16 protein-coding genes are annotated in these 18,973 nt (G+C 72.5%); 12 read left to right on the forward strand and 4 right to left on the reverse strand.

The window, feature by feature from the left end; genetic code table 11:
* The first annotated feature begins 124 nt into the window (after positions 1-124).
* Both speB and kdpB read left to right on the forward strand, forming a co-directional pair.
* Positions 125-1,096, forward strand: coding sequence for an agmatinase (speB, locus tag AC1Z4A_RS10645; protein ID WP_483677682.1), 972 nt, complete (start codon positions 125-127; stop codon positions 1,094-1,096).
* 187 nt (positions 1,097-1,283) lie between these two features.
* Positions 1,284-3,440, forward strand: a complete 2,157-nt coding sequence (kdpB, locus tag AC1Z4A_RS10650; protein WP_483677683.1) for a potassium-transporting ATPase subunit KdpB — start codon at positions 1,284-1,286, stop codon at positions 3,438-3,440.
* A gap of 25 nt (positions 3,441-3,465) precedes the next feature.
* Here the strand turns inward: kdpB and AC1Z4A_RS10655 are convergent, their stop codons facing one another.
* The 3 genes from AC1Z4A_RS10655 to AC1Z4A_RS10665 all read right to left on the reverse strand — a co-directional run bounded on the left by AC1Z4A_RS10655 (position 3,466) and on the right by AC1Z4A_RS10665 (position 5,398).
* Positions 3,466-3,684, reverse strand: coding sequence for a hypothetical protein (locus tag AC1Z4A_RS10655; RefSeq protein ID WP_483677685.1), 219 nt, complete (start codon positions 3,682-3,684; stop codon positions 3,466-3,468).
* Between the two features lie 98 nt (positions 3,685-3,782).
* Positions 3,783-4,679: an acyl-CoA thioesterase II gene (gene tesB / locus AC1Z4A_RS10660; RefSeq protein WP_483677687.1), complete on the reverse strand. Its 897-nt coding sequence runs from the start codon at positions 4,677-4,679 to the stop codon at positions 3,783-3,785.
* 59 nt (positions 4,680-4,738) lie between these two features.
* Positions 4,739-5,398: an SACE_7040 family transcriptional regulator gene (locus AC1Z4A_RS10665; RefSeq protein WP_483677689.1), complete on the reverse strand. Its 660-nt coding sequence runs from the start codon at positions 5,396-5,398 to the stop codon at positions 4,739-4,741.
* A gap of 90 nt (positions 5,399-5,488) precedes the next feature.
* Here AC1Z4A_RS10665 and AC1Z4A_RS10670 point away from each other — a divergent pair, with 90 nt between their 5' ends.
* From AC1Z4A_RS10670 to glmS, 7 genes are all read left to right on the forward strand, one after another.
* On the forward strand, positions 5,489-7,120 hold the full coding sequence (locus AC1Z4A_RS10670; RefSeq protein WP_483677691.1) for a carboxyl transferase domain-containing protein: 1,632 nt from the start codon (positions 5,489-5,491) through the stop codon (positions 7,118-7,120).
* A gap of 8 nt (positions 7,121-7,128) precedes the next feature.
* On the forward strand, positions 7,129-9,633 hold the full coding sequence (locus AC1Z4A_RS10675) for an acetyl/propionyl/methylcrotonyl-CoA carboxylase subunit alpha (protein WP_483677693.1): 2,505 nt from the start codon (positions 7,129-7,131) through the stop codon (positions 9,631-9,633).
* Entirely contained in the window at positions 9,630-10,586 is a 957-nt protein-coding gene (locus AC1Z4A_RS10680; protein ID WP_483677695.1) for a hydroxymethylglutaryl-CoA lyase, read from the forward strand. Before AC1Z4A_RS10675 ends, AC1Z4A_RS10680 begins: the two co-directional genes overlap by 4 nt.
* Before the next feature lie 9 nt (positions 10,587-10,595).
* The gene (locus tag AC1Z4A_RS10685) at positions 10,596-11,759 is read left to right on the forward strand and encodes an acyl-CoA dehydrogenase family protein (RefSeq protein WP_483683557.1); all 1,164 of its coding nucleotides are present in this window, start codon (positions 10,596-10,598) and stop codon (positions 11,757-11,759) included.
* 75 nt (positions 11,760-11,834) lie between these two features.
* On the forward strand, positions 11,835-12,752 hold the full coding sequence (locus AC1Z4A_RS10690; RefSeq protein WP_483677697.1) for a DUF4429 domain-containing protein: 918 nt from the start codon (positions 11,835-11,837) through the stop codon (positions 12,750-12,752).
* A gap of 86 nt (positions 12,753-12,838) precedes the next feature.
* Positions 12,839-13,114 (forward strand): hypothetical protein, encoded by a 276-nt coding sequence (locus AC1Z4A_RS10695; protein WP_190111646.1) that lies wholly within the window; start codon positions 12,839-12,841, stop codon positions 13,112-13,114.
* A gap of 96 nt (positions 13,115-13,210) precedes the next feature.
* The gene (gene glmS / locus AC1Z4A_RS10700; RefSeq protein WP_483677699.1) at positions 13,211-15,031 is read left to right on the forward strand and encodes a glutamine--fructose-6-phosphate transaminase (isomerizing); all 1,821 of its coding nucleotides are present in this window, start codon (positions 13,211-13,213) and stop codon (positions 15,029-15,031) included.
* A 358-nt stretch (positions 15,032-15,389) separates the two neighbouring features.
* Here glmS and AC1Z4A_RS10705 read toward each other — a convergent pair whose 3' ends face one another.
* Positions 15,390-15,911 carry a universal stress protein gene (locus tag AC1Z4A_RS10705; protein ID WP_483677700.1) on the reverse strand — a complete coding sequence of 174 codons (522 nt, stop codon included), beginning with the start codon at positions 15,909-15,911 and terminating at the stop codon, positions 15,390-15,392.
* 336 nt (positions 15,912-16,247) lie between these two features.
* Between AC1Z4A_RS10705 and AC1Z4A_RS10710 the strand changes: the two genes are divergently transcribed.
* The 3 genes from AC1Z4A_RS10710 (at position 16,248) to orn (ending at position 18,949) form a co-directional block, all read left to right on the forward strand.
* Positions 16,248-16,580 (forward strand): hypothetical protein, encoded by a 333-nt coding sequence (locus AC1Z4A_RS10710; protein ID WP_483677702.1) that lies wholly within the window; start codon positions 16,248-16,250, stop codon positions 16,578-16,580.
* Between the two features lie 426 nt (positions 16,581-17,006).
* Complete coding sequence (locus AC1Z4A_RS10715) at positions 17,007-18,344, forward strand: helix-turn-helix domain-containing protein (RefSeq protein ID WP_483677703.1); 1,338 nt, start codon at positions 17,007-17,009, stop codon at positions 18,342-18,344.
* A gap of 5 nt (positions 18,345-18,349) precedes the next feature.
* On the forward strand, positions 18,350-18,949 hold the full coding sequence (gene orn, locus AC1Z4A_RS10720) for an oligoribonuclease (RefSeq protein WP_483677705.1): 600 nt from the start codon (positions 18,350-18,352) through the stop codon (positions 18,947-18,949).
* Positions 18,950-18,973: the final 24 nt, after the last annotated feature.

The following is an 18,973-nucleotide window of genomic DNA, read 5'->3' on the forward strand; positions in this document are numbered from 1 at the left end:
AGTTCGTACATGTGCGGAATCCGCCTCCCTGCCTACCCTCGGGTACGTCCGCCACATCCGCTCCGACGTTGACGCGACCGTGACCCGTCGGCGCCCCGTCCGTGATCCGAGAGGCCCGAGAAGCATGAGCACCCCCGCCCCCCGTGAACCGCGCGGCCCCGTCGACTCCTCGCGCATCCCCCGCTACGCCGGCCCGGCGACCTTCGCCCGGCTGCCCCGGCTCGACGAGGTCGGCACCGCCGACGTCGCCGTCGTGGGCGTGCCCTTCGACACCGGCGTCTCCTACCGTCCGGGCGCCCGCTTCGGCGGCAACGCCATCCGCGAGGCCTCCCGCCTCCTGCGCCCGTACAACCCGGCGCAGGACGCCTCGCCGTTCGCCCTGGCGCAGGTCGCGGACGCGGGCGACATCGCCGCGAACCCGTTCAACATCGACGAGGCCGTGGAGACCATCGAGGCCGCGGCCGACGACCTCCTGGGCACCGGCGCCCGCATGATGACGCTGGGCGGCGACCACACGATCGCGCTGCCGCTGCTGCGCTCGGTCGCCAAGAAGCACGGCCCCGTCGCCCTGCTGCACTTCGACGCCCACCTGGACACCTGGGACACCTACTTCGGCGCCGAGTACACCCACGGCACGCCGTTCCGCCGTGCCGTCGAGGAGGGCATCCTCGACACCTCCGCGCTCTCCCACGTCGGCACGCGCGGCCCGCTGTACGGCAAGAAGGACCTGACCGACGACGAGAAGATGGGCTTCGGCATCGTCACCTCGGCCGACGTCATGCGCCGCGGCGTCGACGAGATCGCCGACCAGCTGCGCCAGCGCGTCGGCGACCGCCCGCTGTACATCTCCATCGACATCGACGTCCTGGACCCGGCGCACGCACCCGGCACCGGCACGCCCGAGGCGGGCGGCCTGACCTCCCGCGAGCTGCTGGAGATCATCCGCGGGCTGTCCTCCTGCAACCTGGTCTCCGCCGACGTCGTCGAGGTGGCCCCGGCCTACGACCACGCCGAGATCACCTGCGTGGCGGCCTCGCACACCGCCTACGAGCTGACGACGATCATGTCGCGGCAGATCGCGGCCGCGCGCGGCTGAGGCCGCCCCCCTAGGGGGCTCGGACCGGGGCATCGGGGCGGGCAACCGCGGCCCGTGGCGTAAAGACCACGTAAGACCGGGCCCGCCCCGCGACAAGGGACCGTCAGGAAGCCGTAACGCAACGTGCGGGGACGGTTGGCTGAGGTGATCGTTCCACCTCAGCCGACCGTCGAAGGCCACCCCCGCGATGCTGCACCTGGCTCCCGAACAGCACCCCGACAAGGTCGTCCCCGTCCCGCCCCCGGCCCCGGGCGGTTCCGGGCGGCGGCACCGCCACCGCCGCGTCGGCGGCGGGCTCGTCGACCCCAAGCAGTTGATCGCCTCCTTCCCGGAGGCCGTCCGCAAGCTGCACCCGCGGGTCATGGTCAGGCACCCGGTCCTGTTCGTGGTCGAGGTCGGCTCCGCCCTCACCACGCTCTCCGCGGTCCTCGACCCCTCCGTCTTCACCTGGCTGATCAGCGTCTGGCTCTGGCTCACGGTCGTCTTCGCCAACCTCGCCGAGGCCGTCGCCGAGGGCCGCGGCCGGGCCCAGGCCGAGTCGCTGCGCCGCACCCGCAGCACCACCACCGCCCGGCGGCTGCGCAGCTGGCGGGTGAGCATGGACCGCCGCGAGTGGGCGGAGGAGCGCGTTCCGGCGGCCGATCTCCGTCCTTACGACTTCGTGGTCGTCGAGGCGGGCGAGACGATCCCGGGCGACGGCGAGGTCGTCGACGGCGTGGCCGCGGTCGACGAATCGGCCGTCACGGGCGAGTCCGCACCCGTCATCCGGGAGTCCGGAGGCGATCGTTCGAGCGTCACCGGAGGCACCAAGGTGCTCTCCGACCGAATCGTCGTGCGGATCACCTCCCGGCCCGGCAACACCTTCCTCGACCGCATGATCGACCTGGTCGAGGGCACCAGCCGGCAGAAGACCCCCAACGAGCTGGCGCTCAACATCCTGCTCGCCTCGCTCACCGTGATCTTCATCCTGGCCGTGGTCTCGCTCCAGCCCATGGCGGACTGGGCCGGCGCCCCGCAGTCCATCACCGTGCTCGTCGCCCTGCTGGTCACCCTCATCCCGACCACCATCGGCGCCCTGCTCTCCGCCATCGGCATCGCCGGCATGGACCGGCTCGTGCAGCGCAACGTCATCGCCCTCTCGGGCCGGGCCGTCGAGGCCGCGGGCGACGTCAGCACCCTGCTCCTGGACAAGACCGGCACCATCACGCACGGCAACCGGCAGGCGACCGCCTTCGTGCCCGTCAAGGGCATCACGCACGAACTGCTCGCGGACGCGGCCCAGTTGTCCTCGCTGTCCGACGAGACGCCCGAGGGCCGCTCCATCGTCGCGCTCGCCACGCAGTACGGAATCCAGCACAACAGCGGGGACTTCACGCACGGCCGCTTCGTGCCCTTCTCCGCGCAGACCCGGATGAGCGGCGTCGACTTCTCCTTCGAGGACGACTTCTGCCGCATCCGCAAGGGCGCGGGCACCGCGGTCGTCCAGTGGGTCGCCCGGCGCGGCGGCCACGTGCCCGACGACGCCGCCTGGATCGTCGACTCCATCGCGGCGAGCGGCGGCACCCCGCTGCTCGTCGCGGTCGAGGACCCCGAGGGCGCCCGGGTGCTGGGCGCCGTCCACCTCAAGGACGTCGTCAAGCCGGGCATCGCCCAGCGCTTCGCCGAGCTGCGGGCCATGGGCATCAAGACGGTCATGGTCACCGGGGACAACCCGGTCACCGCCAGGGCGATCGCCGCCGAGGCCGGTGTCGACGACTACATCGCCGAGGCCACCCCCGAGCACAAGCTGGCCCGCATCCGCGAGGAGCAGGCGGGCGGCAATCTCGTGGCCATGACCGGCGACGGCACCAACGACGCGCCCGCGCTGGCCCAGGCGGACGTCGGGGTGGCCATGAACACCGGCACCTCGGCCGCCAAGGAGGCCGGGAACATGGTGGACCTGGACTCCAACCCCACCAAGCTCATCGAGATCGTCGAGGTGGGCAAGCAGCTGCTGATCACGCGCGGCGCGCTCACCACGTTCTCCATCTGCAACGACGTCGCCAAGTACTTCGCGATCGTCCCCGCGATGTTCGGCAGCGCGGCGGGCTACGAGGGGCTGGAGAAGCTCAACGTCATGGGCCTGCACAGCCCGACCTCGGCCATCGCCTCCGCGATCGTCTTCAACGCGCTGGTGATCGTCGCCCTGATCCCGCTCGCCCTGCGCGGCGTCCGCTACGTGCCCTCCTCCGCCCACGACCTGCTGCGCCGCAACCTCGGCCTGTACGGGCTGGGCGGGCTCGTCGCGCCCTTCGTGGGCATCAAACTCATCGACCTGGTGCTGCAGTTCATGCCGGGCATGTGAGCGCCCGGCGGGGACGCGGGGAGCCTCAGGCGCTCCCCCAGCGCCCGTTCCAGCCGCGGACGGCCAGCCACGAGCCCCCGTAGAGCACGGCCGCCTCGGCCGCCCGCAGGGCCAGGCCCGCGGCCACGCGGGGCGCGCCGGTGAGTTCGAGGACCTCGGCGTGCCAGAAGAACAGCAGCACGATGCCGAGGCCGATGACGGCCAGCCCGCCGGCCATCAGGAGCGCTCGCAGGGCGTTCCCCATGGGTGCTTCCGCACGTGGCACTTCGTTCCCCTCCCGGAAGTGACCGTTCGTCAACTACACGAGGGTAAACCGGGGGCGGGCGGCCGGCCGCACGCCGTTCAGCCGCGGCGGCGGCGCGGGACGCGGATCAGGCCCTCCTGGATGACGGAGACCGCGAGCTGACCGTCCTGGGTGAAGATCCGCCCCCTGGCGAGCCCCCGGCCGCCCTGCGACGTGGGGCTCTCCTGGTCGTAGAGCAGCCACTCGTCCGCCCGGAACGGCCGGTGGAACCACATGGCGTGGTCGAGGCTCGCGCCGACGACGTCCCCGACGGCCCATCCGCCGCGGCCGTGGGCGAGCAGCACCGAGTCCAGGAGCGTCATGTCGGAGACGTAGGTGGCCAGGCAGACGTGCAGCAGCGGGTCGTCCGCCAGTTTGCCGTTCGTCCGGAACCAAACCTGCGACTTCGGCTCGCGGGGCTCCCCCACGCTGGCGAACGGCGGCCCGTCGACGTACCGCAGGTCCACCGACTCGCGCGCCTCCAGGATCCGCTGCACGACGTCCTCGCCGCCGAGCAGCCCGGCGTGGGCGGGGAGCATCTCCGCGGCCGTGGGGAGGGAGAGCGGGTCCGGCGCGGACGGCATCGGCTCCTGGTGCTCCAGCCCCTCCTCGTACGTCTGGAAGGACGCCGAGAGGTGGAAGATCGGCTGGCCGTGCTGGACGGCGACGACGCGGCGGGTGGTGAAGGAGAGGCCGTCCCGGATGCGGTCGACGGTGTAGACGATGGGCACGGCGGGGTCGCCGGGGCGCAGGAAGTAGGAGTGCAGCGAGTGGGCGAGCCGGTCGGCGGGGACCGTGCGCCCGGCGGCGACCAGGGCCTGGGCGGCGACCTGGCCGCCGAAGACGCGCGGCACCAGGATCTGGCGGTCGGTGGTGCCCCGGAAGATGTCGCGCTCGATCTGCTCCAGGTCGAGCAGCCCGAGCAGGGTGTCCAGGGGGGTGAGGGGCTCGCTCATGGCCTGCGGTCCTTACGCGACGTCCGTTCCATCGTTAATAAGCGCTTGCTCAGCGAAAGTTACCGGCCAGTCACCGGGCTGTCCAGACCGGAACGGCCGCCGTCCGACAGCGCACCCAGCGCACCCATGGCGAGGCGCCGCAGCAGGGCGGCAGTGGCGGCCCTGGCCGGCAGGGTGCCGGTGCGCCCGAGGTGCGGGGTGGAGTTGAGCAGGCCGAAGACGGCGTGGACGGCGGCGCGCGCCTCGGCCTCGGCGGCGCAGGGGTGCAGCTGCCGGACGACGTCGACCCACAGCTCCACGTACTGGCGCTGGAGGGACCGGACCAGCTTGCGGTCGCTGTCCCGGAGCTGACCCAGCTCGCGGTCGTGGAGGGTGATCAGCGCGCGGTCGTCGAGGGCGAAGTCGATGTGGCCGTCGATGAGCGAGTCGAGCACGGCGGCCGGCCCGCCGCCCGCCCCGGCGGCCTCGGCGACCCGCTTGCGGCCGCCCGCGAAGAGCCGCCCGCTGATGCCCACCAGCAGCTCGGCGAGCATCGCGTCCTTGCCCGCGAAGTGGCGGTAGAGGCCGGGGCCGCTGATGCCGACCGCCGCCCCTATCTCGTCCACGCCGACGCCGTGGAAGCCGCGCTCGGCGAAGAGCCGGGCGGCCTCCCGCAGGATCTGCTCGCGGCGGGTGGGGGCGGCGGGGCCTGCCTGGGTCCGGGGCGCTGTTTCCTTCACGAAAATCAATTCTAGACAGCGGCGTTAGTGGTCGCTAACCTGAAGGCGGATGTGTTAACGCTCATTAACCGAGCAAGGGAGCTCGAGGACATGCAGCAGGCACCGGTGCTCAGGAGCGCCGCGGATCCGGTCGCCGAGGCCTGGCGGGCCAACGAGGCCGCACACCGGGAGCTGGCGGCGCAGCTGCGCGAGAGGCTGGCCGCCGCGCGGCTGGGCGGGGGCGAGCGGGCCCGGGCGCGGCACACGTCGCGCGGCAAGCTGCTGCCGCGCGACCGAGTGGACGCCCTGCTGGATCCCGGATCGCCGTTCCTGGAGATCGCGCCCCTGGCGGCGGAGGGGATGTACGGCGGGGCCGCCCCGGCCGCGGGCGTGATCGCCGGGATCGGGCGGGTCTCGGGCCGCGAGGCGGTGATCGTCGCCAACGACGCCACGGTCAAGGGCGGCACGTACTACCCGATGACGGTGAAGAAGCACCTGCGCGCCCAGGAGATCGCCCTGGAGAACAGGCTGCCCTGCCTGTACCTGGTGGACTCCGGCGGCGCCTTCCTGCCCATGCAGGACGAGGTCTTCCCCGACCGCGAGCACTTCGGCCGGATCTTCTACAACCAGGCCCGCATGTCGGGCGCGGGTATCCCGCAGATCGCGGCGGTCCTCGGCTCCTGCACGGCCGGCGGCGCCTACGTCCCGGCGATGAGCGACGAGGCCGTGATCGTGCGCGGCCAGGGCACGATCTTCCTGGGCGGCCCGCCGCTGGTGAAGGCCGCGACGGGCGAGGTCGTCACGGCGGAGGAGCTGGGCGGCGGCGAGGTCCACTCCAAGGTCTCGGGCGTCACGGACCACCTCGCCGAGGACGACGCCCACGCCCTGCGGATCGTCCGCACCATCGTCTCCACGCTCCCCGAGCGCGGGCCCCTGCCCTGGGGAGTCGAGCCGGTGGAGGAGCCCGCGGCCGACCCCGCGGGGCTCTACGGCGCGGTGCCGGTGGACTCCCGGACGCCGTACGACGTGCGCGAGGTCATCGCCCGCATCGTCGACGGCTCCCGATTCGCCGAGTTCAAGGCCGAGTTCGGGCAGACGCTGGTGACGGGCTTCGCCCGCATCCACGGCCACCCGGTGGGCATCGTCGCCAACAACGGCATCCTCTTTTCCGAGTCCGCCCAGAAGGGCGCCCACTTCATCGAGCTGTGCGACCAGCGCGGGATCCCGCTGGTCTTCCTCCAGAACATCTCCGGCTTCATGGTCGGCCGGCAGTACGAGGCGGGCGGCATCGCCAAGCACGGCGCCAAGATGGTGACGGCCGTGGCGTGCACGCGGGTCCCCAAGCTGACGGTCGTCATAGGCGGCTCGTACGGCGCGGGCAACTACTCGATGTGCGGCCGCGCCTACTCGCCCCGCTTCCTGTGGATGTGGCCCAACGCCAAGATCTCGGTGATGGGCGGCGAACAGGCGGCCTCCGTGCTCGCGACCGTCAAGCGCGACCAGCTGGAGGCGCGCGGCGAGGAGTGGAGCGCGGAGGAGGAGGCCGCCTTCCGGGCCCCGATCCGCGAGCAGTACGAAACGCAGGGCAACGCCTACTACGCGACCGCCCGGCTGTGGGACGACGGGGTCATCGACCCCCTGGAGACCCGGCAGGTGCTGGGTCTGGCCCTGACCGCGTGTGCCAATGCGCCGCTTCCCGCGAGGGACGGGGCGGCGCCCGGCTACGGCGTCTTCCGGATGTGAGGCGGAGCATGTTCGAGACTGTCCTTGTCGCCAACCGAGGCGAGATCGCCGTGCGGGTCATCCGCACCCTGCGGGCCCTCGGCATCCGCTCGGTGGCCGTGTTCAGCGACGCGGACGCCGGTGCCCGGCACGTCCTGGAGGCCGACACCGCGGTGCGGATCGGCCCTGCGGCCGCCGCGGAGAGCTATCTGTCGATACCGCGCCTCCTGGAGGCCGCCGCCCGGTCCGGCGCCGAGGCCGTCCACCCCGGCTACGGCTTCCTCGCCGAGAACGCCGCCTTCGCCCGCGCCTGCGCGGACGCCGGGCTCGTCTTCATCGGCCCGCCGCCCTCGGCCATCGAGCTGATGGGCGACAAGATCCGCGCCAAGGAGACGGTCCGGGCGGCGGGCGTGCCGGTGGTGCCGGGCTCCTCCGGCAGCGGCCTCTCGGACGCGGAGCTGGCCGCGGCCGCGCGGGAGATCGGCATGCCGGTGCTGCTCAAGCCCTCCGCGGGCGGAGGCGGCAAGGGCATGCGGCTCGTGCGCGAGGAGGCACGGCTCGGCGAGGAGATCGCCGCCGCCCGGCGCGAGGCCCGCGGCTCCTTCGGCGACGACACGCTGCTCGTCGAGCGCTGGGTCGACCGGCCCCGGCACATCGAGATCCAGGTGCTGGCGGACGGCCACGGCCGGGTGATCCACCTCGGCGAGCGCGAGTGCTCGCTCCAGCGCCGCCACCAGAAGATCGTCGAGGAGGCCCCCTCCCCCCTGCTGGACGCCGCCACGCGCGCCGCCATGGGCGAGGCCGCGGCACAGGCCGCGCGCTCCTGTGGATACGCGGGGGCGGGCACGGTGGAGTTCATCGTGCCGGGCGGCGATCCGTCCTCGTACTACTTCATGGAGATGAACACCCGCCTCCAGGTCGAGCACCCCGTGACGGAGCTGATCACCGGCCTGGACCTGGTGGAGTGGCAGCTCCGCATCGCCGCGGGCGAGGAGCTGGGCATCGCCCAGGAGGACGTGACGCTCACCGGGCACGCGGTGGAGGCGCGCATCTGCGCCGAGACGGCGCGGGTGAGCCCGGGCGGTGACCGGGTCGACTTCCTGCCCTCGGCGGGCACGGTGCTGGCGCTGTCGGAGCCGGCGGGCGAGGGGATCCGGGTGGACTCCGGGCTCGCCCCCGGCAGCGAGGTGGGGACGTCGTACGACCCGATGCTCGCAAAGGTGATCGCGCACGGCCCGGACCGGGAGACCGCACTGCGGCGGCTGAGGGCCGCGCTGGCGGAGACGGTCGTGCTGGGCGTCGACACGAACATCGGCTTCCTGCGCCGCCTGCTGGCGCACCCCGATGTGAAGTCGGGCGCGCTCGACACGGGGCTGGTGGACCGGGAGGCGGCGACGCTGGTGCCGGGCGAGGTACCGGAGGAGGTGTACGTGGCGGGTGGGTTGCTGCTTCAGGCGGAGCTGTTCCCCAATCCCGCCCCTTCCCGAGACTGGGGACAAGCCCCCAGGCCCCCAGGTGGGCAGCAGCTTCGCGCTGCCGGTTGGACGGACCCGTTCTCGGTGCCGAACGGCTGGCGCCTGGGCGGCGAACCCGCCTGGACCGCCCACCACTTCCGCGTCCCGGGCCACGCCCCGGCAACGATCCGCGTACGCGGCCAGGTATCGGACGCCCAGTTCCTCCTGAACGCCCCCACGGGGACCCCACCAGTCACTGCGCCGTCCGCCCACGAGCGCGAGGGCCTGCCCCAACAAGCCACTTCGGCCGCCCCCAGCGGCGCGCAGCAGCCGCCCGCGGAGCCGGGAGCGGCCACCCCCCGCAGCGCGAAGCTGCTGCCTTCCCGGGGGGCCGGGGGCCTGCTTCCCGGGACCGTCGGCGGCGCGCAGCAGCCCACAGAGCCCGGAGCCCTGGACCGACCGTCCACCCCCCGCAGCGCGAAGCTGCTGCCCGCCCCGGGGACCGGGGGGCCTGTCGGCGGCGCGCAGCAGCCGCCCGCCCAGGAGCAGGGAGCCCGCAGCGCGAAGCTGCTGCCCGCCCTCGGGCCCGGGGGCTTGCCCCCGGTGTCCTTCCCCTGCCGGGGGTCTGGGGGCTTGCCCCCAGTTTCGGGAAGGGGCGGGGTTGGGGAAAGACTCACCCTCCAACTCCACGGCCGCACCCACACCTTCACCGTCACCCCCGCCCCCGACGGCGGCACCTGGCTCGCCCGCGACGGCGACACCTGGCACCTCGTGCCGTACGACCCCGTCGAAGCCAGCCTCCGCGGCGGCGCCGCCGGCGCCCACGCCGGCACCCTCGCCGCCCCCATGCCCGGCACGGTCACCGTCGTCAAGGCGGCCGTGGGGGACGAGGTCGCCGCGGGCCAGAGCCTCCTCGTCGTCGAGGCGATGAAGATGGAGCACGTCATCGCCGCCCCCCACGCCGGCACCGTCACGGAGCTGGACGTGACCCCCGGCAGCACGGTCGCCATGGACCAGGTCCTGGCCGTGGTCACCCCCGCCGCGCCCGCCGCGCCCGCCGCGCCCCAGGAGGAGTCATGACCCACTCCGCCCTCCCCATGGTCGTCCCCGACCCCGCCCTCCCCGCCCGCGTCCGCATCCACGAGGTCGGCCCCCGCGACGGCCTGCAGAACGAGAAGGCGGTCGTGCCGACGGAGGTCAAGGCGGAGTTCATCCGCCGCCTGGCCGCCGCGGGCCTGGCCACCGTCGAGGCGACGAGCTTCGTGCGCCCCGAGTGGGTGCCCCAACTGGCCGACGCCGAGCAGCTGATGCCCCTGCTGGAGGGCGTGCCGGCCCGCCTGCCCGTGCTGGTACCCAACCGGCGCGGCCTCGACCGCGCCCTCGCGCTCGGCGTGCGCGAGATCGCCGTGTTCGGCAGCGCCACCGAGTCGTTCGCCAAGGCCAACCTCAACCGCACGGTCGACGAGTCGCTGGAGATGTTCGCCCCGGTGATCGACGCCGCCCGGAGCGCGGGCGTCGGCGTGCGCGGCTATCTGTCGATGTGCTTCGGCGACCCCTGGGAGGGCGCCGTGCCCATCGCGCAGACGGTCCGCGTCGGCCGCCGCCTCCTGGACCTCGGCTGCACCGAGCTGAGCCTGGGCGACACCATCGGCGTCGCCACCCCGGGCCACGTCACGGCCCTGCTGACCGCGCTCGGCGAGGCGGGCGTGCCCACCGACCGGCTGGCCGTGCACTTCCACGACACCTACGGCCAGGCCCTCGCCAACACCCTCGCCGCCCTGCGGCACGGCGTGACCACCGTCGACGCCTCCGCGGGCGGCCTCGGCGGCTGCCCGTACGCCAAGAGCGCCACCGGCAACCTCGCCACCGAGGACCTCGTCTGGATGCTCCACGGCCTCGGTATCTCCACCGGGGTCGACCTCGGCCGTCTCACCGCCACCAGCGTGTGGATGGCCGGTCACCTGGGCCGACCCAGCCCCTCCCGCACCGTTCGCGCTCTCTCCCACCAGGAGCCCTCCCACCAGGAGCCGTAAGTCATGTCGCTGGACCACCGCCTGTCACCGGAACACGAGGAACTCCGCCGCACCGTGGAGGAGTTCGCACACGACGTCGTCGCCCCGAAGATCGGCGACTTCTACGAGCGCCACGAGTTCCCGTACGAGATCGTGCGGGAGATGGGCCGCATGGGCCTGTTCGGGCTGCCCTTCCCCGAGGAGTACGGCGGTATGGGCGGCGACTACCTGGCGCTCTGCCTCGCCCTGGAGGAGCTGGCCCGCGTCGACTCCTCCGTGGCGATCACCCTCGAAGCGGGCGTCTCCCTCGGCGCGATGCCGATCCACCGCTTCGGCACGGAGGAGCAGAAGCGCACCTGGCTGCCGAAGCTCTGCTCCGGCGAGATGCTGGGCGCCTTCGGCCTGACGGAGCCCGACGGCGGCTCGGACGCGGGCGCCACCCGCACCACCGCCCGCATCGACCCGGCCACCGGCGAGTGGGTGATCAACGGCACCAAGTGCTTCATCACCAACTCCGGCACGGACATCACCGGCCTGGTCACGGTCACGGCCGTCACCGGCCACCAGGCGGACGGCAGGCCGCTGATCTCCTCGATCATCGTGCCCTCCGGCACTCCGGGCTTCACGGTCGCGGCCCCCTACTCCAAGGTCGGCTGGAACGCCTCGGACACCCGCGAGCTGTCCTTCGCCGACGTGCGGGTGCCCGCGGCCAACCTGCTGGGCGAGGAGGGGCGGGGCTACGCCCAGTTCCTGCGGATACTGGACGAGGGCCGCATCGCGATCTCCGCCCTGGCCACGGGCCTGGCCCAGGGCTGTGTCGACGAGTCCGTCTCGTACGCCGGGACGCGCGAGGCGTTCGGCAGGCCGATCGGCGCCAACCAGGCCATCCAGTTCAAGATCGCCGACATGGAGATGCGGGCGCACACGGCCCGGATCGCCTGGCGCGACGCCGCCTCCCGCCTGGTGCACGGCGAGCCGTTCAAGAAGCAGGCGGCGCTGGCCAAGCTCTACTCCTCGGAGATCGCGGTCACCAATGCCCGCGAGGCCACCCAGATCCACGGCGGGTACGGCTTCATGAACGAGTACCCGGTGGCCCGGATGTGGCGGGACTCCAAGATCCTGGAGATCGGCGAGGGCACCAGCGAGGTGCAGCGGATGCTGATCGCCCGCGAACTGGGGCTGCCCGCCGCGTAAATGCACGCTCCCTCGCTCTGCATACGCACGGAATACGCACTCCCAGCCTCCGGCCCGGCCTGCGAGAATTCGATCATGGCTGAGATCTTGCAGAAGGACGGCACCTGGACGTTCGACGGCGGCACGATACGCATCGTGCCGGGCCGGGAGCGGGGGGTGCACCCCCTCCGGCAGTCGCTGGGCGAGCTGGCCGTGCCGCTGGCGGCGGTGGCCGGTCTCTCCTTCGAGCCCGGCCGCAAGAGCGGACGGCTCCGGCTGCGGCTGCGCGACGGCGCCGACCCGCTGTCCCAGGTCGTCCGCGGCCGGCTGCCGGAGGGAGCGGACCCGTACCAGCTGGGCGTCGCGCAGGACCGCTGGGGCGTCGCGGAGTACTTCGTGGACGAGGTGCGCAACGCCCTGCTGCTGGAGCAGGTGCCGGACGGCCCCGCCGACCGCTATCTGCTGCCCGGCCCGGCCGTCCCTCTTTCGGTGATCTCGGGCGAGGGAACCGCCTCCTTCGACGGCGGGCGCGTCCGGCTGGAGTGGAACTGGATGGCCGACGAGTCGAAGAGGTCCGCCGGTCCGCAGGAGCTGCCCCTGGGGCGGATCGCCGCCGTGGAGTGGCTCCCCTCGGCGGGCTTCGAGAACGGCTACCTCCGCTTCGTGGTCCCGGGCGCACCGGCCAAGGTCAAGGCCAAGCACGATCCGCACGCCGTCGAGCTGCACGGCTTCAAGAGGGACCCCCTGATGGCGCTGGTGGCCGCCGCCGTGACGGCCCGGCTGCCGCACCCCTCCGCCGCCCCCGCCTCCCCCACCGCCCTCGCCCTGCCGCACGCCGCCCCGGCCGCCCTGCCCGCAGCCGCGCCCCAGGGCGCACCGGAGGAGCCCTCCGGCGGCGACGATCACGACACCCTGCTGCGCCGCCTGCGCGAGCTGGGTGAGCTGCATCACGCCGGAATCCTCACCGACGAGGAGTTCGGCGCGGCAAAACAGGCCATCCTGCGGCGTTTCTAGCCGATTCACCCCACATTCACTGGCACTCCTGCCCGAAATCGGGCAGGATTCTTGCGAAACCGTCTCGCACCCCTCAGTATCGACGGGTGCTCGAACGCCGCATGTCCCACGACGACCTGGTCGACCACCTGGTGCGCAGCACGCCGCTTCAGCGCGGCGAGGCCGCCCGGGTGGTGCTGGACGTGCTCGCGTACTTCGACGAGACGGCAGAGGAGTTCGTCCGCCGCCGCCACCGCGAGCTTCAGTCCGGCGGGCTGAACAACGCGGAGATCTTCGAGCGGATCGCGGCCGAGCTGCCGCACCGCGCGGTGGCACCGCCCGAACTCTCGCTGCGGCAGTTGCGCCGCATCGTCTACGGCTGATCCGGCCGGGACGGCATCCGGCGGCCCCGCACGGCCGCCGCACGCCGCCACCTCGTCGTCCCGTCATCTTCGAACGCTCACCTGGGAGGGTCATTCATGTGCGGAATCGTCGGCTACATCGGCAAGCGTGATGTCGCGCCGCTGCTGCTGGAGGGGCTGCAGCGCCTGGAGTACCGCGGTTACGACTCCGCGGGCATCGCCCTGCACGCCAGCGGCAAGGCCGGCGGCCTGAAGTCCGCCAAGGCCAAGGGCCGCGTCCGCGAGCTGGAGGCCCGCCTCCCCAAGCGCTTCAACGGCTCCACCGGCATCGCCCACACCCGCTGGGCCACCCACGGCGCGCCGAACGACGTCAACGCCCACCCGCACCTCGACGCCGAGGAGAAGGTGGCCGTCGTCCACAACGGCATCATCGACAACGCCTCCGAGCTGCGCACCAAGCTGACGGCCGAGGGCTTCGTCTTCGTCTCCGACACCGACACCGAGGTCCTGGCCCACCTCATCGCCCGCTCCGAGGCCAGCACGCTGGAGGAGAAGGTCCGCGAGGCCGTCAAGCACATCGAGGGCACCTACGGCATCGCCGTCCTGCACGCCGACTTCCCGGACCGCATCGTCGTCGCCCGCAACGGCTCCCCCGTGGTCCTGGGCATAGGCGAGAAGGAGATGTTCGTCTCCTCCGACGTCGCGGCCCTGGTCTCCCACACCCGCCAGGTCGTCACCCTCGACGACGGCGAGATGGCCACCCTCAAGGCCGACGACTACCGCACGTACACCACCGAGGGCTCCCGCACCTCGGCCCAGCCGACCACCGTGGAGTGGGAGGCCGAGTCGTACGACATGGGCGGCCACGACACGTACATGCACAAGGAGATCCACGAGCAGGCCGACGCCGTGGACCGCGCGCTGCGCGGCCGCATCGACGACCGCTTCTCCACCGTGCACCTCGGCGGCCTGAACCTGGACGCCCGCGACGCCCGCGCCGTGCGCCGGGTGAAGATCCTCGGCTGCGGCACCTCGTACCACGCCGGCCAGATCGGCGCCCAGATGATCGAGGAGCTGGCCCGGATCCCCGCCGACGCCGAGCCCGCCTCCGAGTTCCGCTACCGCAACCCGGTCGTGGACCCCGACACCCTCTACATCGCGGTGTCCCAGTCCGGTGAGACCTACGACGTCCTCGCGGCCGTCCAGGAGCTGAAGCGCAAGGGCGCCCGCGTCCTGGGCCTGGTCAACGTGGTCGGCTCCGCGATCGCCCGGGAGACCGACGGCGGCATCTACGTGCACGCCGGCCCCGAGGTCTGCGTCGTCTCCACCAAGTGCTTCACCAACATGGTGGTCGCCTTCGGCCTGTTCGCCCTGCACCTCGGCCGCACCCGCGACCTGTCCGTCGCCGACGGCAAGCGGATCATCGAGGGCCTGCGCAAGCTGCCCGCGCAGATCGAGGAGATCCTGGCGAACGAGGCGCAGATCGAGGAGCTGGCCAAGGAGTACGCCGACGCCAAGTCGATGATGTTCATCGGCCGTGTCCGCGGCTACCCGGTGGCCCGCGAGGCCTCGCTGAAGCTCAAGGAGGTCTCGTACATCCACGCCGAGGCCTACCCGGCCTCCGAGCTGAAGCACGGCCCGCTGGCCCTGATCGAGCCCGCAATGCCGACCGTCGCGATCGTGCCGGACGACGAGCTGCTGGAGAAGAACCGCGCCGCGCTGGAGGAGATCAAGGCCCGCAGCGGCCGCATCCTCGCCGTTGCGCACCAGGAGCAGGAGAAGGCCGACCACACGATCGTGGTGCCGAAGAACGAGGACGAGCTGGACCCGATCCTCATGGGCATCCCGCTGCAGCTCTTCGCCTACTACACGGCCAAGGCCATGGGCCGCGACATCGACAAGCCGCGCAACCTGGCGAAGTCCGTCACGGTCGAGTAGGCCGCCCCGGCCCGCAACGGGCCGCACCGACTCTCGTACCTGTCCGCACCTGTCCGCGACAGGTCCGAGAGGACGGCTCCCCGCCGTGCCACCACGCGGCGGGGAGCCGCCTCCCCTGCGCCGGCGTCGCCCTCGCGCCGGCGGTGATGCCGCCGGTCACGGGAACCGTCACCTCCCGCCCGGCAGCACGCACAGCGTCCTGTGCCGGTGTTCTACCCGCCGCCGGAGCCCGGCCCACCTCTACGCACGAGTAGATTCCGGGGCCGCACCATGCCGCGCGGTGCGCCAAACCCTTGTGGCGCACGGGAGTTGAGACTTCGCAAGAGGCGCAGGAGCCGCCGGGAGCCGCCGGGAGCCGTCAGGGAATGACGACCACGGGCCGCTGCGCCCGCCGCGCCAGCCGGCCCGCCACGGAGCCGAAGATCCGGCCCACCAGGCCGTGCGTGGAACCCACCACGATCGCGTCCGCCGCGTACTCCCGCCCGACTTCTTCGAGTTCGTGGCAGATGTCCCCACCGCGCTCCACCAGGATCCACGGCACCTCGGACAGATGGTCCGCACAGGCCAGTTCCAGGCCGAGGACCTCCGTGCGGTGATCGGGGACGTCCACGAAGACCGGCGGCTCACAGCCCGCCCAGACGGTCGTCGGCAGCCGGTTGGCCACATGGACGATGATCAGGCCGGAGCCGGCGCGACGTGCCATACCGATTGCATACGCAAGCGCTCGCTCGCTCGACATGGAACCGTCGAAGCCCACCACGACGCCGTGCTGGAATGCCGGATCGCAGGAACGACGTGTTTCTTCCGCCGCTTCTGGATTCGCCGTCTGATCGGCGATCCGCTTGCGGTCCGCGGGTTCGGAGAATTCGTGACCGGCCATCGGTGTCTCGGCGAAGGAAGTCCTCGTGCTGAGGGGATCGGCGGTGGGCTGGTTGGAGTTGTCGAGGGGCGCGCCAGCTGATGGATCTTGGACGGCGAAATCCGTCCGGGATTCATCTTTTCAAGTGCTTACCCCCCAGGGTACGGCGACAGTCGCCGCCTGCCCAGAGGCTGCCGTGCAGGGCACGGCCCCCGCGGGCGTTCCCCGGAGCATGCACGAGCGCGGCGCGTAGCGCAATGGCCCCGGCTCCTCCGCCTGCCACCGGCTCCCCCAGTGACCCGGACCCCGGGCCCGCCGTTGTAGTACCGCCAGCAGCCGCCAGCAGGGAGCCGCTCCGTGCCCGGAACCCGTGAAGACGCCCGCGAGGACCCCGCCGAGACGGCGTCCCCCGATCCGGTGAGCGACGTGGTCCGCTGGGCGGCGTTCAGCTGCGCCCTGGTACCGGTCGTCCTGCTGATGTGCGGTCAGTCCTTCGGCGGCGCGGCCGGTACCGCGGCCGGTCTGGTGGCCCTCACCTGCGCCTGCCGGGCCCTGCTGCGCCAGTCCGAGCGCACTGCCGCCCGGGTCTCGGCCGAGCAGTCCGCGCCCCACCGCGGCAGGCACGGCCGCACCGGCGCCGGCAGCCATCGCGGGGGCCGGCGCGCGGGCGCCGGGCACCCTCTGGACTGACCCCCTCCGCCGCCTCCCGGCACCCCTCGGAACGAGCCGCCGCCACCCCCTGGAACGACCCTCTCGCACGCCTGGACCCGATGGTTTTCAGCCAAGTTCAGGCCGAACTTCACACCCTGTCCGGAGGGCCTCCCAACAGCCGGTCGACCAGCAAGGAAAGCGCCCCACAGGGCGGTTGCCGCCTACGGAGAGTGGGCATGGGCGAGAGGCGTACTTTTCACCGAGCCCTGCAAGTGCAACGCTTCGTGATCGAACGCTTCGCGCCAAGTTGTCATGTCGACTTAGAGGCGGGTGGTGAACTGGTCATCGCGTCACCAAACGACGCAGTAGATTCGATCTTGGCCATGACCGGCGGGGGAACCGTTCAGGACCGAGGGGAAACGTGCAGGACCGAGAGGACTCGACCGCCGAGGGGGGCTTAGCGCCATGAGCCAGGACTCCACGACCTTGCCGGAGACCGCGCGCAAGCTCTCCGGACGCCGCCGCCGGGAGATTGTCGCTGTACTGCTTTTCAGCGGCGGCCCCATTTTCGAAAGCTCCATTCCGCTCTCCGTATTCGGGATCGACCGGCAGGATGCCGGGGTCCCGCGTTATCGATTGCTGGTGTGCGCCGGTGAAGATGTGCCATTGCGAACGACCGGCGGCCTGGAACTGACCGCACCGTACGGCCTGGAGGCGCTCTCCAGGGCGGGCACCGTCGTGGTGCCGGCCTGGCGATCGATCACCCAGCCGCCGCCCGCCGCCGCGCTCGACGCGCTGCGCCGGGCCCACGAGGAGGGCGCCCGCATCGTCGGGCTGTGCACCGGCGCCTTCGTACTGGCCGCCGCGGGACTGCTCGACGGCAGGCCCGCCACCACCCACTGGATGTACGCGCCCACGCTCGCGAAGCGCTATCCGTCGGTCCATGTGGACCCCCGGGAGCTCTTCGTGGACGACGGTGACGTGCTGACGTCCGCGGGCACCGCGGCAGGCATCGACCTGTGCCTGCACATCGTCCGCACCGACCACGGCGCCGACGCCGCGGGGGCCCTGGCCCGCCGTCTCGTCGTGCCGCCCCGCCGCAGCGGCGGGCAGGAGCGCTACCTCGACAGGTCTTTACCGGAGGAGATCGGCGCCGACCCGCTCGCCGAGGTCGTCGCCTGGGCGCTGGAGCACCTCCACGAGCAGTTCGACGTGGAGACGCTCGCCGCCCGCGCGTACATGTCCCGCCGGACCTTCGACCGGCGGTTCCGCTCGCTCACCGGCAGCGCGCCGCTCCAGTGGCTGATCACCCAGCGGGTGCTCCAGGCGCAGCGGCTCCTGGAGACCTCGGACTACTCCGTGGACGAGGTCGCCGGCCGCTGCGGCTTCCGCTCGCCGGTCGCGCTGCGCGGCCACTTCCGGCGGCAGCTGGGGTCCTCCCCCGCCGCCTACCGGGCCGCCTACCGGGCCCGCCGGCCGCAGAGTGGCGCGGACCGGCCGGAGCGGAGCGAGCGGGCGGAGCGCGCGGAGCGGGGCGACCGCGGGGACAGGTTCGACCGGCCGGAGCCGGTCGAGCCGCGCCCCGGGGAGGCGTCGCTGATGGCGATGCGGCGCACGGCCATGGCCGCCAGCCATGCCGTGACGGGCGCACCGCTGGGCGCCCCACCGCCACATAGCGGGCATATCGGTCATGCGTCGGCTCATCCCGCCGGCCCGGGGGTCACCACCCCGGACCCGGGCAAGCCGGAGTCCGACCTCTACACCCCACGCCTGCCCGGCCAGCGGGAACGCCCCGTAGGGTGAGACGCATGAACGATCGCATGGTGTGGATCGACTGCGAGATGACCGGGCTCTCGCTGTCGAACGACGCGCTCATCGAGGTGGCCGCCCTGGTCACCGACTCCGAGCTGAACATCCTCGGCGACGGCGTGGACATCGTCGTCCGGCCGCCCGCCGAGGCGCTCGCCACCATGCCCGAGGTGGTGCGCCAGATGCACACGGCCTCCGGGCTGCTGGCGGAGCTGGACAACGGGACCACGCTCGAGGACGCGGAGCGGCAGGTCCTGGAGTACGTCCGCAAGCACGTCCCGGAGCCGGGCAAGGCCCCGCTGTGCGGGAACTCGGTCAGCACCGACCGCGGATTCCTGCTCCGGGACATGCCCGCCCTGGAGGGCCATCTGCACTACCGGATCGTGGACGTGTCCTCGATCAAGGAGCTGGCGCGCCGCTGGTACCCGCGCGCCTACTTCGCCAGCCCTAAGAAGAGCGGCAACCACCGGGCGCTCGCCGACATCCGCGAGTCGATCGCGGAGCTGCGCTACTACCGCGAGGCGGTCTTCGTCCCGCAGCCCGGCCCGGACTCCGACACGGCGAAGGCGATCGCGGCCAGGTACGTCCTGCCCGCCTGAGGGGCCTTCCCGGAGAGAGTGACG

This window comes from Streptomyces sp. 17_S59, from assembly GCF_056930295.1.

Bases quoted from the DNA above. Each gene is read 5' to 3' on its own strand.
- speB (WP_483677682.1), top strand. From the start codon at position 125: ATGAGCACCCCCGCCCCCCGTGAACCGCGCGGCCCCGTCGACTCCTCG.
- kdpB (WP_483677683.1), top strand. From the start codon at position 1,284: ATGCTGCACCTGGCTCCCGAACAGCACCCCGACAAGGTCGTCCCCGTC.
- AC1Z4A_RS10655 (WP_483677685.1), bottom strand. From the start codon at position 3,684: ATGGGGAACGCCCTGCGAGCGCTCCTGATGGCCGGCGGGCTGGCCGTC.
- tesB (WP_483677687.1), bottom strand. From the start codon at position 4,679: ATGAGCGAGCCCCTCACCCCCCTGGACACCCTGCTCGGGCTGCTCGAC.
- AC1Z4A_RS10670 (WP_483677691.1), top strand. From the start codon at position 5,489: ATGCAGCAGGCACCGGTGCTCAGGAGCGCCGCGGATCCGGTCGCCGAG.
- AC1Z4A_RS10675 (WP_483677693.1), top strand. From the start codon at position 7,129: ATGTTCGAGACTGTCCTTGTCGCCAACCGAGGCGAGATCGCCGTGCGG.
- AC1Z4A_RS10680 (WP_483677695.1), top strand. From the start codon at position 9,630: ATGACCCACTCCGCCCTCCCCATGGTCGTCCCCGACCCCGCCCTCCCC.
- AC1Z4A_RS10690 (WP_483677697.1), top strand. From the start codon at position 11,835: ATGGCTGAGATCTTGCAGAAGGACGGCACCTGGACGTTCGACGGCGGC.
- glmS (WP_483677699.1), top strand. From the start codon at position 13,211: ATGTGCGGAATCGTCGGCTACATCGGCAAGCGTGATGTCGCGCCGCTG.
- AC1Z4A_RS10705 (WP_483677700.1), bottom strand. From the start codon at position 15,911: ATGGCCGGTCACGAATTCTCCGAACCCGCGGACCGCAAGCGGATCGCC.
- AC1Z4A_RS10715 (WP_483677703.1), top strand. From the start codon at position 17,007: ATGAGCCAGGACTCCACGACCTTGCCGGAGACCGCGCGCAAGCTCTCC.
- orn (WP_483677705.1), top strand. From the start codon at position 18,350: ATGAACGATCGCATGGTGTGGATCGACTGCGAGATGACCGGGCTCTCG.